The sequence below is a fragment of the Caulobacter sp. GW822-FHT07D08 genome, from assembly GCF_058798735.1.
On record NZ_JBXAKU010000008.1, the window covers coordinates 117,322 to 132,028 of the forward strand.

The following is a 14,707-nucleotide window of genomic DNA, read 5'->3' on the forward strand; positions in this document are numbered from 1 at the left end:
CTACCTAGGCCCTGAACTCACCCACCGACAGCGGCAGGCCGATCATCGTCTCGTGGCTGACGTCCTTGCTGTCCTCGGGCTCGAGGGTCAGGGCCAGAAGCAGCTCGCGCCCGTCGCCGCCGGCGAGGTCGCGATTGAACAGCATGGTGGTCTGGAAGAGGCGTCGGTCGGGCCGATCGGCGTCGCGGTTGTAATAGACGTCTTCCCAAAGGGTCACCGGATCCTGCTCCGCGGCCTCTTCGCCGAACCACAGGCGGGTATAGGCGGGCAGGCCCTCGGGCTGGAACGCGCGCCCGCGCAGGCGCTGGGCCCACAGGTCGCGATCGGCCCGGTCGGCCGGATATTCGCTGGTCCACGGCATGAAAACGGTGAAGTCGTTGGCCTTCTGGCCCTCGCGGTCGTCCGACACGACCTGGAACAGGATCTCGTCGTCCGTATAGAAGCGATGCACGAACGCGCCGTCGTTCAGCTGGATCAGGCCCTGGGCGGTGATCTCCAGCGTGTCGCGGTCGAGGGCGAACTTGGTCTCGGCTCCGAACCGGCGCCAGGCCAGCGGATCCAGCACCACGGTCCGGCCGATCGTGACATTGCGGATCACGGGCAGGGCGGGCCTGGCCTCGCCGCCTTTGTTGCCGAAAAGCTTTCCGAACATCGCGGTGCGCGTGCCCTCAAAAACCTGCTCGGGCCGCTTATCTGACAAGCGACGCCGAATTGCCCGACGGCGCGCTTGCCCCGGCCTTGTTCAAGGAACAAGGTCCGATCCAAGCGCACTGAGCGTGGCGAGCCACGCTCGGGGGGTGAACTAACTCGCAGGATGACGCCGAACGACGCCTTGTCAAGCGTACATGTTATGCGTACATGTAACGCATGCCTGCCAAACCGACCCGAAGCGCCCAGGCCGCTGAAAGAACCCGAGCGTGGCGCGAAGCCCGCCGGAACGCCGGCTTCGTGAAGATCGAGGTCTGGGCGCCGGCGGCGTGCAAGCCCGACATCCTTTCGGCCGTGCAGGCGATCGTCGTCGAGTCGGTTCGTGGCCCGAACCTGGCAACCAACCCCCATCCCCCCAAGGGCGTCAGACACATGGACTCCGTTATCGATACCGCCTGGACGATCCACTCGCTGCGCGACGCGCTGGTGGAAAGCGCCCTCGTGCGCGACGAAGAGATGACCGCCATCGTCGTCGAGGGCGTCGAGCCCGTGCTGCAGGTCACGATGCACGAGTTCGGCGATCTGCCGATCTATGTCAGCGGCGGCGAGCTGCAACTGGTCGTCTCGACCCTGTTGTGGCCCTGCGACGAGCAGAACGACCGCGCGGCCTTCAACGAGTTCCTGCTCAAGGCCCAGAAGATCGTGCCGCTGTCGAATTTCGGCATCACCAGCGTCGACGGTCGTGACTATTACGAGCTGATGGGCGAGATCTCGTCCAAGACCACCCTGCAGACGCTGATCATCGAGCTGCGCACCCTGGCCGACAACGCCATCGCCGCCGCCAGCGACCTGCGCGACACCTTCGAAAAAAGCCGCGCGTCGGCCGCCTAAGAATTCGGACCTGGAGACTTACTGATGTCGATCTGGAGCAAGCTCTCGGCCCTGTTCCGTGGGACCGCGCATGACGGCGCGCAGACCATCGTGGACGCCAACGCCCTGAGGATCCTGGACCAGGAAATCCGCGACGCCGACAACGCCCAGGGCAAGGCCCGGGACGAGCTGGCCAAGTTGGTCGCTCGCCGCCGTTCGCTGGAGACCGAGGTCGCCCAGCTGACCGACCAGTCGCGCAAGTACGAGTCCTCGGCCCGCGCGGCGATGAACAAGGGCGACCAGGCCCTGGCCCTGGAAGTCGCCCAGCGCATCGCCGACCTCGAGAAGGACGCCGGCCAGAAGGCCACGCAGATGACCGAGCTGCGCACGGCCGAGGACAAGCTGCGCACGATCATCGCCCAGACCGACACCAAGATCGAAGCCCTGCGCCGCGAGATCGAGATCGTGAAGGTCAACGAGAGCGTCCAGAAGGCTCAGGCCGCCGTGATCTCGCGCTCGGGGTCGGCCAGCGGCGTCGTCGGCTCGGCCGCCGACAGCCTCAAGCGCATCAAGGAGCGCCAGTCGGTCCGCGAGGAGCAATTCAAGCTGCACAACGAGTCCGAGGATCGCAAGACCGGCGCGGATCTCGACGCCAAGCTCGCGGCCGCCGGCATCCTGCCGGGCGGTGGCGGCGCCGAGGACGTGCTGGCCCGCCTGATGGCCCCGAAGGACGAGGCGCTGCCCGCTCCGATGCTGGCCATCGAGGACAAGGTGAAAGCCAACAAGGACGGCTCGGACGCCTGATGCGCCGTCTCACCCTGACGCCTCGACCGGACTGGAAGTCCAAGGCCGAGGCGGTCGGCTTCACCTGGCATCACGCGGACGGTCGTCGCTACTGGGACGAACGGGCCGCCTACGCCTTCACGCTGGAGGAGGTCGAGGGCCATCTGGAGCCCGCGACCGAGGCGCTGCACAAGCTGTGTCTCGATCTGGTCGACGACGCGGTGAAGAGCGACGCCCTGATGGCGCGTCTGCAAATCCCCGAAGCGTCTCGCGATCTGGTCGCCGCCTCGTGGGCGGCGCGCGATCCGTCGCTCTATGGCCGCTTCGACTTCTTCTACGACGGGGCGGGACCGCCCAAGCTCTACGAGTACAACGCCGACACCCCGACCAGCATCTATGAGGCCGGCGTGTTCCAGTGGCTGTGGCTGGAGGACCTGATCCAGCAAGGCCTGCTTCCGGAAACCACGGACCAGTTCAACAGTCTGCACGACCAACTGGCCGAGCGCTTCAAGGCGATCTTCCCGAACGGCGGCTTCGTCCATTTCGCCAGCGATCCGGACTTTGTCGAGGATCGCCAGACCGTGCGGTTCCTGGAGGATATGGCCCGGCTCGCGGGCCTGGAGCCGAAGTTCGTGCCGATGACGGCGATCGGCCTCGACGCCGACGGCCGCTTCGTCGACCAGGACAACTACATCGTCGGGGCGATGTTCAAGCTGTACCCCTGGGAGGACATGCTGCGCGAGCCTTACGCGGCCAACATCGCCAGCTCCAAGACCCTGTTCCTGGAGCCGCCGTGGAAGGCGGTGCTGTCGAACAAGGCGCTGCTGCCGCTGCTGTGGGAGCGCCATCCGGGTCACCCGAACCTGCTCGAGACCTATTTCGACGACGATCCCAAGGTGGAGCGGTTGGGTAATAGCTACGCCCGCAAGCCTCTGTTCAGCCGCGAGGGCGCCAATGTCGAGCTCTGGAAGGACGGCCGCAAGGGCCGGGTGCTGGACCAGGGCTATGGCGAGGAAGGCTGGATCCGCCAGGAACTTAAAGCCCCGCCCAAGTTCGGCGTGAACTATCCCGTGGTAGGTTCGTGGGTCATCGGCGACCAGCCGGCCGGGATCGGCGTGCGCGAGGACAGGGGCCGGGTGACGCGGGACCGCTCGCGGTTCATCCCGCACATCATCGAGGGCTGAGGGGCCGGACCTCGACCTGCGACAAGCTCAGGATGAGGACCAAGCGCGGCGCTCGCCATCTGTTTCAGAGGTCGCGGAGAATCCGCGCCGCTTCCGCGACGGCCGCCTCATCCGTGTCCCGCAGCTCCGGCGGCACGAAGCCCATCTCGCTGAGCTTCGATCCCGGAGCCGCTCCCGGAATCTGACCGCTGAACGAGCCGTGCACCTCGCGCACGCCGGTGCGTTTCACCAGTTCGGCCACGTTCGATGGCCGCACGCCAGCGCCGGCCAGGATGCCGATCCGGCCGTCGGCCTGCTGGACCAGCTCGGCGATCCGCTCCGCGCCCGCTTGCGCCGTCAGGGCGCCGCCCGAGGTCAGCACCCGCTCGAAGCCCAGGGCGATGGCCGCCTCCAGGGCCACGGACTGTTCGGGAACGAGGTCGAACGCGCGGTGCAGGCTCAGGCCCAGCCCCTGGCTATGCTCGACCAGCATTTCCAGCACATCCAGATCCAGCTGGCCGTCAGGGAGGTTGGCCCCGATGACCACGCCCGCGAGGCCGTATTCCCGCACCGCGTCGATGTCCCGCCGCATGTGATCCAGGTCGCCGGCGTCATAGCAGAAGTCACCATTCCGGGGACGGATCATCGGATAGATCGGGATGGGCGCGCTGGCCGCCTGGGCCATCAGGCCGGGGGCGGGGGTCAGGCCCTGTAGCGCCAGCACCGCGCAAAGTTCGATCCGATCCGCGCCGCCGGCGATCGCCGCCGCCAGTCCGGCGGGCGTGTCGACACAGACTTCCAGAAGAATGCGGGTGGCGGTCATGGTCCTGCTCCAGGTCGTGCTAGGGATTCGCGCGATCTTGTTGGAGCACACGAGCATGATGAATCGTAGAGGCCTGATCGGCGCCTCCCTGGTCGGATCGGCGATGCTGGGCGCCAAGGCGTCCGCTGCGGAGATCGTCACCAAGCTGGACGGGCCGTGCGTCATCTCCACCTGGGACTTCGGCGTCGCCGCTAACCAGGCCGCCTGGGCGGTGCTGTCCAAGGGCGGTCGGGCGCTGGACGCCGTCGAGGCCGGCGCGCGCGTGCCCGAGCAGGACCTGAAGAACCACAGCGTCGGTCGCGCCGGCTATCCGGATCGCGACGGCCACGTCTCGCTGGACGCCTGCATCATGGACGAGCTGGGCAACTGCGGCGCGGTCGCGGCCCTGGAGCACATCGCCCATCCGATCTCGGTCGCGCGAAAGGTCATGGAGAAGACCCCGCACGTGATGCTGGTCGGAGCCGGCGCCCTGCAGTTCGCGCTGGAGCAGGGCTTCCCGCGCGAGGAACTGCTGACCCCGGAATCCAGGATCGCCTGGGAGGCCTGGAAGAAGGAGGCCAAGTACCAGCCCACGGCCAACAGCGAGGTCGGCGACTACGGCAAGACCTCCGGCCAGTTGGGCACGCCGGGCGGGGCCAACAACCACGACACCATCGGCATGCTGGCCATCGACGCCAAGGGAAACATCGCCGGCGCCTGCACCACCAGCGGCATGGCCTGGAAGATGCGCGGCCGGGTCGGGGACAGCCCGATCATCGGCGCGGGCCTCTATGTCGACAACGAGGTCGGCGGCGCCACCTCGACCGGGGTCGGCGAGGAGGTGATCCGCAATGTCGGCAGCTTCCTGGTCGTGGAGCTGATGCGCCAGGGCCGCTCGCCCGAGGCCGCCTGCCGCGAGGCCGTCGAGCGCATCCTCAAGAAGAAGCCCAACGCCAAGGAATTCCAGGTCGGCTTCCTGGCCGTCAACAAGCGGGGCGAGGTCGGGGCCTGGGCGATCCAGAGCGGCTTCAGCTACGCCCTGTGCGACGGCAGGAAGCAGGACCTGCTGCTGCCCGGCAAGGCGACCTATCAGTTGGGCGCCTAAAGAGGGCCAGCAAGGCGACCCGTGAGGCGCCTTGGAAAGAGGGTATGCGGCAGGAGAACGCGGTTATAGCGTGCCGCTCCCATCATTCGGAGGAGACCGCCATGTGCGATGACGATATCCACCCAGGCCTCGTTCACGACCCCCGCCTTTCGCGCCGCGCCTTCGGCCTGCTGACAGTCGCGGCCACCGGCGTCGCCACGGTCGCCCGCGCCGACGACACGGTCGAGGAGAAGGACGTCGAGGTGAAGACGCCCGACGGCGTGGCGGACGCGGCGCTGTTCTATCCGAAGGCCAAGGGCAAATACCCGGCGGTGCTGCTGTGGCCCGACGTGATGAGCCTGCGTCCGGTGTTCCGCGACATGGGCCGCCGCCTGGCCGCGGCCGGCTATGTCGTGCTGGTCCCCAACCTCTACTATCGGGTCAAGAAGGCGCCGGTGGTCGAGGGAACGTTCAACTTCGCCAATCCCGACGACCGGGCCAAGCTGACGCCGCTGCGCGCCTCGGTGACCACGGAAGGCACGTTCAGGGACGCATCGGCCTATATCGCCTTCCTCGACGCCCAGTCGAAGACCGACAAGGCCAAGAAGGCCGGCGTGCAGGGCTACTGCATGGGCGGTCCGCTGTCGTTCCGCACGGCCGCCGCGGTCCCGGCCAGGATCGGCGCGGTCGCCAGCTTCCACGGCGGCGGTCTGGTCACGGACAAGGAGGACAGCCCGCACCTGCTGATCCCCAAGACCTACGCCAGCTACCTGATCGAGATCGCCGATAACGACGACAAGCAGGACCCGACCGCCAAGGACAAGCTGAAGGCCGGCTTCGAGGCCGCCAAGCGGCCGGCCCAGGTCGAGGTCTTCGCCGGCGCCGCTCACGGTTGGACCGTCAAGGGCAGCCAAGTCTACAACGAGGCCGCCGCCGAGACCGCCTGGAGCAACCTCCTGGCGCTGTACAAGAAGGCGCTGGGCTAAGGCGCTGGCGCCGCGCCTCTCCCCCTCGCTCCGAATGGGGGAGGCGCGGCGCAGCATCGAAATCGAGCAGCCAAACGGCAAGAACTGCTCCTGCCTGAATCGATTGCTCCATAGAGCGCGTCTTCGATGACGTAGAGCTTCAGCAAATCAGATTTGAAGGTCGATAGCGTCCAGTCATGATCCTACGATTGGAACTCCCGACCGCTGGAACCAAGGCCGTGAGACTACTGGCCGCCGTTCTCGCCGCGTTCGCCCTGGCGGGCGGCGCCCATGCGCAGGCTCCTGTCCCGATCAAGGTTAAGGTCTTCGTCGCCGCCATGTTCGAGATCGGCGAGAACACCGGCGACCGCGCGGGCGAGTTTCAGCCCTGGTACGAGCGCTACTGGCGTCAGAGCGCGCCCAGGACCGTGAGGGGGGCTCTCAAGCCCGTCTACTGCAACCCCGACGGGGTCTGCGGCTCGACCTTGGGCATGGGCAAGGTCAATGCGTCGGCCTCTATGCAGGCCATCCTGCTGGACCCGGCCTACGACTTTTCGCAGGCCTATTTCATCCTCAGCGGCGTCGGCGGGACGCCGCCTTCGCGCGGGACGATCGGCGACGTCTCCTGGGCCAGCTGGCTCGTCGACTATGACCTCGGCCATCGCTGGGCGCCGGCGGAGAACACGCCCGGCGCGCCGACCTTCATGCCGCGGGCCGGCTACGAAGAGTACCGCCGCTTCCAGCTCGACCCGACCCTGGTCGGCTGGGCCGTCCGCCTGTCCAAGGGCGCTCCTATGCAGGACAGCGACGACGCCGGCCGCTACCGTATGCGCTATGCCGACGCCCGTGCGCGCGCGGCCCCCTCGATCATGGTCGGCACGCACATGACCGGCGACACCTTCTTCCATGGCCCGGGCCTGTCGAAGGAGGCCCAATCCATCGCCAAGCTCTACGGCGCCGATGACTATGTGATCACCGAGATGGAGGCCGCCGCACTGGCCCTGGTGATCAAGCGCCAGTGGGGAACGGGGCGCATCCTCAGCCTGCGTGGGGCGGTCAATTTCGATCAGGGCGCGCCGGGGGAAACGACCCTGCAGCACCTCGACCCGGCGCCGGGGCAAACAGCCGGCGGCTTCGCCGAGACTGTCGCCAATATCGGCGCGGTCGGATCGCGCATTGTGGACCACATCGTCGCCGACTGGCCGCGCTGGCGGGACGGCCCGCCGCCTCTCTGAGCCCAACTCGCGACGGCTTCTCGGAATTCCCTGCGGCGCTCTTGCGACGGGATAGGTAGGATGCTATCTAATTTAGATAGGAAGCTACCTATTTAATTGACCTTCGTTCCATGACCGCCATTCGCACCCTCGATGAACGCGCCTTCGCCCAAGGCCTGCTGCGCCTGGCGCGGGTCTATCGGCGTGAGGTCAACCGCGCCCTGGCCGCCCACGGCATCTCGGACGCCAAAGCCATGCCGGTGTTGCACATCGCCCGCGCGGGCGGCGGCATGCGCCAGGGCATGCTGGCCGAGGAGATCGGAGTGGAGGGACCGTCCTTGGTCCGGATTCTCGATCAGTTGAGCCAGGCGGGTCTGGTCGAGCGCCGCGATGATCCTTCCGACAAGCGCGCCAAGACCCTGCATCTGACGACCGACGGTCAGGCGCTGGCCGCGGTGGTCGAGGATGCCGTGCAGGTGGTGCGGGCTCAGCTGCTGGCCGACGTCTGCGACGCAGATCTCGCCGCCGCCGTACGGACCTTCACCGCGTTCGAGGCCGCCTTGAACGCGGCTGCCGGGCAGGGGGCGTAGAGCGCTTCCACCATGTTCCCCAAGTTCGATCGGCATACGCTGCTGTTCTCGGCGAACAGCTTCGCGGCGGCGATGCTGGCCCTCTATATCGGCTTCGCCCTGGGCCTGCCGCGTCCGTACTGGGCGATGACCACGGCCTATATCGTCAGCCAGCCGCTGGCCGGGGCCGTGCGCTCCAAGGCGGTTTACCGCGTGCTGGGCACCGTGCTCGGCGCGGCCGCCGCCGTCGCCCTCGTGCCCAATCTCGTTAACGCGCCGGTGCTGCTGTGCCTGGCCCTTGCCCTGTGGGTGGGCGGTTGCCTGACCATCTCGCTGCTGGATCGCACCCCGCGCAGCTACCTCCTGATGCTGTCCGGCTACACGGCCGCGATCATCGGCTTTCCCAGCGTCAACCAGCCCGGCGCGATCTTCGACGTCGCCGTCTCGCGGGTGATCGAGATCGGCCTGGGCATTCTCTGCGCCACCCTGGTTCATAGCCTGGTCTTTCCGCGTCCGGTCGGAACGGTGCTGAAGCAACGCCTCTCCACCTGGCTGGGCGAGGCCGACCACTGGGCGCTGGACGTGCTGCACGGCGAGAACGGCGAGGCCATCGCCCGCGATCGCCGCCACCTGGCCGCCGCCGCCAGCGAGATCCAGATGCTGGCCGTCCATCTGCCGTTCGACACCTCGCGCCTGCGCGAGACCTCCGGCGTCGTCAGCGCTCTGCACGAGCGCATGCTGCTGCTGATCCCGCTGCTGTCGGGCCTGGCCGACCGCATGGAGGCCCTGCGCGAGGTTCGCGACGACCGCGTTCGCGCCGCCCTGAACGCCGTTACGGCCTGGATCGAGGCCGGCTCGCCCCGCGACCGGGGCCTCGACCTGATCGAGCGCCTGGACAGGCTGGCCGCCCATCGTCGCGGCGCGACGTGGTCGGCCCTGTTGATCGAGAGCCTCCTGGCGCGCCTGTCCGCGACCGTTCGGGCGCTGGCCGAAGGCCACGCCCTGATGGCGCGCCTCGAGGATCCGGACGCGCCGTTGTCGCCGGGCCTGGAAGCCTCGACCCGCGTCAAGGCTCAACGCGCGATGCACGCCGACCTGCCGCTGGCCCTGCTGTCGGGCGGGGCGGCGGCGATCGCCATCCTGCTCTCCTGCGCGACCTGGATCCTGGCCGGTTGGGGCGACGGCGCCGCCGCCCCGGTCATGGCGGCCGTGTTCTGCTGCTTCTTCGCGGCGATGGACGATCCGGTTCCGGCCATCAAGAGCTTCGGCGTCTACACCCTGCTCTCCCTGCCGCTGTCGGCGATCTACATGTTCGCCATCTTGCCCGCGATCGACGGCTTTCCGCTGCTGGTCCTGACCATGGCCCCGCCGCTGCTGTTCCTGGGCCTCTACATCCCCGACCCGCGCCGGGCTGGCGCGGCCCTGGCTGTGTTGATGGGCTTCTTCAACGCCCTGGCCCTGCAGGAGACGTTCAGCGCCGACTTCGCGAGCTTCCTGAACGGCAATCTGGGCCAGTTCGTCGGTCTGCTGTTCGCGATCATCGTCACGGCCGGTCTGCGCTCGATGGGCGTGGACGCCAGCGCCCGGCGCCTGCTGGTCCGCACCTGGAGGGGCCTGGCCCGCCTGGCTCGCGCCCGCCAGGCGCCGGAACCGGCCGCCTTCGCCGCCATCCTGGTCGACCGCCTGGGCATACTGACCCCCAAGCTGGCCGACGCCGGCCGGCGCCACGACTTCGTCGGCGTCGACGCCCTGCGCGACCTGCGGGTCGGCATGAACCTGGTCGCCGTCCAGACCGCCCGGCCGGACCTGCCGCCAGAGGGCAAGGACCGGCTGGACGCCGCGCTTGACGGCGTCGGCGACTATTTCGCCGCCCTGGCGGCCGGAGCCGTCCGGAAGCCCAATGATGACCTGCTGGTCCGCATCGACGCGGCCCTGCGCGGCCTGTTGAGCGTCCCGGCCGCCTCGGCGGTGCAGGGCGTGGCTGGCCTGGTCGGCCTTCGCCGCAACCTGTTCCCGGAGGCTCCCGCCTTCGTTCCGGAGATCGCCCGATGATCGGCGAGTTCGCTATCGACGGGGTCTTCCTGTCCTCCGTCCTGGTCTCGGCCGTGATCGCGCTAGTCGCGTCGTTCGTGCTGCGTCGCGTGCTGTCGAAGGTCGGGGCCTATCGCTTGGTCTGGCACCCGGCGTTGTTCGACACCGCCCTGTTCGTCATCCTCTGGGCCGTCGTCGTGGCGGTCCCTTCGCCCCTGAAATTCTGAAGTTCGGACCGCATGCCTCCGTTGAAGACCATTCTACCGACCACAGCCCGCGCCGCCGTCACCGGCGTCGTCGTCATCGCCGCCCTGGTCGGCGGTAAGGCGCTATGGACCCACTACCAGGTCGATCCCTGGACCCGCGACGGGCGTGTCCGGGCCGATGTCGTGCAGGTAGCTCCCGACGTCTCGGGCCTGGTCACCCGCGTCGACGCCGTCAACGACCAGACGGTCAAGGCCGGCCAGCCGCTGTTCTATGTCGACCGCGATCGCTACGCCCTGGCCCTGCGCCAGGCCGACGCCGCCGTCGACGCTCAGCGTGTGACCCTGGCCCAGGCCCGCCGCGAACTGGCGCGCAACCGAACCCTCGGCGAACTGGTCGCCGGCGAGGTCACCGAGCAGAGCCTGTCCAAGGTCGAGCAGAGCCAGGCGGCCCTGTCCCAGGCCCTGGCGGCCCGCGACGTCGCGGCGCTGAACCTGGAACGCACGGTGGTGTTCGCCCCGACCGACGGCTTCCTCTCGGACCTCACCCTGCGCACGGGCGACTACGTCACCGCCGGCAAGCCGGTTCTGGCGCTGATCGACTCCCGCTCGTTCCGGGTCGAGGGCTATTTCGAGGAGACCAAGCTGTCGTCCTTGCGCATCGGCCAGCCGGTGACCGTCAAGGTGATGGGTGACGAGCGACCGCTGAAGGGCCACATCCAGTCTATCGCCGCAGGCATCGAGGATCGCGACCGCGCCGCCAGCGGCAACCTGCTGCCCAACGTCAACCCCACCTTCAGCTGGGTGCGCCTGGCCCAGCGGGTGCCGGTGCGGGTGGCCTTGGACCAGACCCCGCGCGACCTGCGCCTGATCGCCGGCCGCACCGCCACGGTCGCGGTGGTGGGGGCCGGCCGATGAGCCCGCTCAAGGCCCTGGCGCTCGCCGGTTCGCTGCTGGCCCTGGCCGCCTGCACGGCGGTCGGGCCGAACTACAAGCTGCCCGCCGAGGCCAAGATCAACGCCCCGACGGCGCAGGGGCCGTTCCTGGGCGCGGCCTCGAGGGCGGTTAGCCAGGACCCTGTCCCAGCCGGCTGGTGGAAGCTCTATGACGACCCGGTGCTGAACGGCCTGGTCGAGGAGGCCTTGAGGGCCAACACCGACCTGCGCGTCGCCGCCGCCAACCTGGCGCGGTCCCAGGCCATCGCCGGCGAGGCCGACGACGCGGGCGGCTTCAAGCTCGGCGCCTCGGCGGCCGCCATGCATTCGCGGGAGTCCGGCGAGCAGTACCTCCTGACTAAACAGCTGCCGGTCGAGAACCTGGCCGATGTCGGGGTGAAGGTCTCCTACCAGGTCGACCTGGTGGGCCGGATTAAGCGCGCCGCCGAGGCCGCCCATGCCGACGCCGAGGCCAGCCAGGCCGCCCTTGACCTGGCTCGCGTCAGCGTCGCCGCCGACGTCGCCCGCGCCTATGTCGAGGCCTGCGCCAACGGCCACGAACTGGCCGTCGCTCAGCACACCGTCGACCTGCAGTCGCGCGGCCTGGACGTCACCCGCAAGCTGGTGAGGGCAGGCAGGGGCACGGCCGTCGACGTGTCCCGCGCCCAGGCCCAGCTGGATCTCTCCCGGGCCAGCCCGCCGACCTACCAGAGCCGGCGACGCGCGGCGCTCTACAGGCTGGCGACCCTGACCGGAAAGCCGCCGGGCGAGTTTCCCAAGGCGGTCGAGGCCTGCTTCCATCCGCCGATTCTGGCCCAGGCGATCCCGGTCGGCGACGGAGCGGCCCTGCTGAAGCGCCGGCCCGACGTGCGTCAGGCCGAGCGGACCCTGGCCGGCGCCACGGCCCGGATCGGCGTCGCCACGGCCGCGCTCTATCCGAATGTCACCTTGGGCCTCGGCGCGGGCTCGACGGGCCTCCTGGCCGACATCGGCCAGGCGCCGGCCAACCGCTGGGGCCTGACCTCGCTGATCACCTGGACCTTGCCGGGCGAGGCCGAGCGGGCCCGTATCCGTCAGGCCGAAGCCGGCGCCGATGGCGCGTTGGCCCGGTTCGACGGTGTGGTTCTGACCGCGCTGCGCGAGACCGAGACCAGCCTCGACGCCTACGCCCACGACCTGCGGCGCCAAGCCGCTCTGAAGGCGGCCCGCGACCAGGCCGCCCTGGCCGAGACCCAGGCCCAGACCCTCTACCGCGCTGGCCGCAGCCCGTACCTGGCCGGCCTCGACGCCCAGCGCGTCCTGGCCCAGTCGGAGGCGGCTCTGGCGGCGGCCGACAGCCAGGTGGCCGCCGACCAGGTCAACCTGTTCCTGGCTCTGGGCGGCGGCTGGGAACGATAGCGTGGTCTTGCGACTTTGGGCTAAGCATAGCCTTTCCCAAAGTTGAGTTCGTCCGTGCCGCTAGACGCCCCGCCGCCCTCGGTTTCCACGGTCGTCGTCGAGGCGCCGCGGCTGCTCCCGCTGGCCGGGCGGCAGGCCTTCTCCACCGCCTACTATGACGCCGCCGAACTGGGCGCCCAGGCGCGGCTGGACGATGCGCTGAAGACCACGCCCGGGGTCTCGCTGTTCCGCCGCACAGGCAGCGACGCGGCCAACCCGACCATCCAGGGGCTTTCGCTGCGCGCCATCGCCCCCTCGGGCGCGGGCCGGGCGCTGGTGACCCTGGACGGCGCGCCGCAGAACGATCCGTTCGGCGGCTGGGTGATATGGACGTCGCTGCCGGGCGAAGGTCTCTCGGGCGCCACCGTCGTGCGCGGCGCCGGGGCGGGTCCCTATGGCGCCGGCGCCCTGACTGGCGTCGTGGCTCTGCGCGAACGGGCGGCCGGCGGCGGCCTGACCAGCTTCACGGCCGAGGTCCGCGAGCGCGACGGCTGGCGCGCGGCCGGGACCTTCGGGACCGACCACCTGCTGCTGACCGCCAGCGGCTCGCGCACCGACGGCTATCGGCCGGTCAGAGGCTCGGCGGCGGGCGCGGCCGATACGCCGACGACCTTGGAGGATGGTTCGGTCGCCGCCCGGGTCCAGGGCGACCTCGGCGAGGTGCGTTGGGCGATCCGCGCCGGCGCTTATCAGGAGACGCGCGACGCCGGTCTGGTCGGCGCTCGATCGAACGCCACCGGCGCTTCGCTGGCCGCGACCGTGGCGGGCGACGCCTGGAGCGTGCAGGCCTGGCTGCGCAGAAGCGATCTCGAAAACACCTCCGCCGCCGTCGCCGCGGGTCGCGCCGGCGCGACTCCGGCCAACGACCAGTACTCGACCCCGGCCAGCGGCTACGGCCTCAACGCCGCCTGGCAGGGCGCGCTGGGGGAGTGGACGTGGGAACTGGGCGGCGACGCCCGTATGACCGAGGGCAAGACCCACGAGCTCTTTCGCTACATGGCCGGCGCCTTCACCCGCCAGCGCACGGCCGGCGGCCGGACCCTGGTGGGCGGGGTTTATGCCGAGGCCGCCTGGAACCGACCGGACTTCTCCCTGGTCGCCGGGGCGCGGCTGGACGGCTGGCGGTCTTATGACGGTGTCCGGCGCGAGCGGGACGCGGCCACCGGCGCCCTGACTCTGGACGCTCCTCCAGCCAACGCCTCGGGCGCGACGCCGACGGGCCGCATCGGCGTTCGCCAGCGCCTGTCCGGCGAGACCTGGATCCGCGCGGCGGCCTATGCCGGCTTCCGGCCGCCGACGCTCAATGAGCTGCACCGCCCGTTCCGCGTCGGCAACGACGTCACCGAGGCCAACGCCGCCCTGAAACCCGAAACCCTTCATGGCGTCGAGACCGGCATTTCGGGTGACGGCGTCGCGACGTGGAACCTCGGCGTCTTCTACAACCAGGTCCGGGACCCGATCACCAACGTCACGATCGCCATCGGTCCGGGGATCTTTCCGGTCGCCGGCTTCATCCCGGCCGGCGGCGTGCTGCGCCAGCGCCGGAACGCCGGACAGATCAACGCCTATGGCCTGGAGGGCGACGTCGCCGCCGACCTGTCGCCCGCCTGGACCGTGCGCGCGGCCTTTTCGGCGACCCATGCCCGTGTCGACGGCGGCGCGGCGGCCGCCCAGTTGACCGGCAAGCGTCCTGCCCAGGCGGCGGCCCTGACCGTCACCGCCGGCGCGCGCTGGCGGCCGTTGGAGCGCCTCAGCCTCGACGCGGACCTGCGATACGAGAGCAAGCGGTTCGAGGACGACCTGAACCAGCGCGTGCTGAAGCCCGGAACCAGCCTGGACCTGCGCGCCGGCTGGCGGCTATCGCCAGCGAGTGAGGTCTATCTGGCCGCTGACAATGCCCTGAACCCCGATCTGGCCGTCGGTCAGACGGCGGATGGCGTGACCAGTTTCTCGGCGCCGCGCACGGTGTATGTGGGCTTCGCCCTGAGACGTTGAGGCGCCGG

General features: G+C 69.5%; 14 protein-coding genes. 12 read left to right on the forward strand and 2 right to left on the reverse strand.

Going from position 1 to position 14,707, the window contains the following annotated elements; translation table 11 throughout:
• Nucleotides 1-4: 4 nt before the first annotated feature.
• The gene (locus AC1RJ9_RS16275) at nucleotides 5-652 is read right to left on the reverse strand and encodes a YjfK family protein (RefSeq protein WP_492837939.1); all 648 of its coding nucleotides are present in this window, start codon (nucleotides 650-652) and stop codon (nucleotides 5-7) included.
• Nucleotides 653-867: 215 nt separating this feature from the next.
• On the opposite strand from AC1RJ9_RS16275, the gene AC1RJ9_RS16280 reads away from it, so the two are divergent.
• From AC1RJ9_RS16280 to AC1RJ9_RS16290, 3 genes are read left to right on the forward strand one after another with little or no spacing between them, the layout of a single operon-like run.
• Nucleotides 868-1,539 (forward strand): YjfI family protein, encoded by a 672-nt coding sequence (locus AC1RJ9_RS16280; RefSeq protein ID WP_492837940.1) that lies wholly within the window; start codon nucleotides 868-870, stop codon nucleotides 1,537-1,539.
• Between the two features lie 24 nt (nucleotides 1,540-1,563).
• Entirely contained in the window at nucleotides 1,564-2,322 is a 759-nt protein-coding gene (locus tag AC1RJ9_RS16285; RefSeq protein WP_492837941.1) for a PspA/IM30 family protein, read from the forward strand.
• Nucleotides 2,322-3,485 (forward strand): glutathionylspermidine synthase family protein, encoded by a 1,164-nt coding sequence (locus AC1RJ9_RS16290; RefSeq protein WP_492837942.1) that lies wholly within the window; start codon nucleotides 2,322-2,324, stop codon nucleotides 3,483-3,485. Before AC1RJ9_RS16285 ends, AC1RJ9_RS16290 begins: the two co-directional genes overlap by 1 nt.
• Before the next feature lie 64 nt (nucleotides 3,486-3,549).
• Here the strand turns inward: AC1RJ9_RS16290 and AC1RJ9_RS16295 are convergent, their stop codons facing one another.
• Entirely contained in the window at nucleotides 3,550-4,287 is a 738-nt protein-coding gene (locus tag AC1RJ9_RS16295) for a copper homeostasis protein CutC (RefSeq protein ID WP_492837943.1), read from the reverse strand.
• Nucleotides 4,288-4,342: 55 nt separating this feature from the next.
• On the opposite strand from AC1RJ9_RS16295, the gene AC1RJ9_RS16300 reads away from it, so the two are divergent.
• From AC1RJ9_RS16300 to AC1RJ9_RS16340, 9 genes are all read left to right on the forward strand, one after another.
• Nucleotides 4,343-5,371 (forward strand): glycosylasparaginase, encoded by a 1,029-nt coding sequence (locus AC1RJ9_RS16300; RefSeq protein WP_492837944.1) that lies wholly within the window; start codon nucleotides 4,343-4,345, stop codon nucleotides 5,369-5,371.
• A gap of 101 nt (nucleotides 5,372-5,472) precedes the next feature.
• A complete protein-coding gene (locus AC1RJ9_RS16305; protein WP_492837945.1) occupies nucleotides 5,473-6,336 on the forward strand; it encodes a dienelactone hydrolase family protein in 864 nt (287 codons plus the stop codon).
• A 176-nt stretch (nucleotides 6,337-6,512) separates the two neighbouring features.
• Nucleotides 6,513-7,550 carry a purine-nucleoside phosphorylase gene (locus tag AC1RJ9_RS16310; protein ID WP_492837946.1) on the forward strand — a complete coding sequence of 346 codons (1,038 nt, stop codon included), beginning with the start codon at nucleotides 6,513-6,515 and terminating at the stop codon, nucleotides 7,548-7,550.
• Between the two features lie 110 nt (nucleotides 7,551-7,660).
• Nucleotides 7,661-8,119, forward strand: a complete 459-nt coding sequence (locus AC1RJ9_RS16315) for a MarR family winged helix-turn-helix transcriptional regulator (RefSeq protein WP_492837947.1) — start codon at nucleotides 7,661-7,663, stop codon at nucleotides 8,117-8,119.
• Between the two features lie 12 nt (nucleotides 8,120-8,131).
• On the forward strand, nucleotides 8,132-10,150 hold the full coding sequence (locus AC1RJ9_RS16320; protein ID WP_492837948.1) for an FUSC family protein: 2,019 nt from the start codon (nucleotides 8,132-8,134) through the stop codon (nucleotides 10,148-10,150).
• Nucleotides 10,147-10,356, forward strand: coding sequence for a DUF1656 domain-containing protein (locus AC1RJ9_RS16325; RefSeq protein ID WP_492837949.1), 210 nt, complete (start codon nucleotides 10,147-10,149; stop codon nucleotides 10,354-10,356). The genes AC1RJ9_RS16320 and AC1RJ9_RS16325 overlap by 4 nt, the downstream gene beginning before the upstream one ends.
• A gap of 12 nt (nucleotides 10,357-10,368) precedes the next feature.
• Nucleotides 10,369-11,250: an efflux RND transporter periplasmic adaptor subunit gene (locus AC1RJ9_RS16330; RefSeq protein WP_492837950.1), complete on the forward strand. Its 882-nt coding sequence runs from the start codon at nucleotides 10,369-10,371 to the stop codon at nucleotides 11,248-11,250.
• Nucleotides 11,247-12,665 carry an efflux transporter outer membrane subunit gene (locus tag AC1RJ9_RS16335; RefSeq protein ID WP_492837951.1) on the forward strand — a complete coding sequence of 473 codons (1,419 nt, stop codon included), beginning with the start codon at nucleotides 11,247-11,249 and terminating at the stop codon, nucleotides 12,663-12,665. Before AC1RJ9_RS16330 ends, AC1RJ9_RS16335 begins: the two co-directional genes overlap by 4 nt.
• A gap of 54 nt (nucleotides 12,666-12,719) precedes the next feature.
• Entirely contained in the window at nucleotides 12,720-14,699 is a 1,980-nt protein-coding gene (locus AC1RJ9_RS16340) for a TonB-dependent receptor (protein WP_492837952.1), read from the forward strand.
• Nucleotides 14,700-14,707 lie beyond the last annotated feature (8 nt).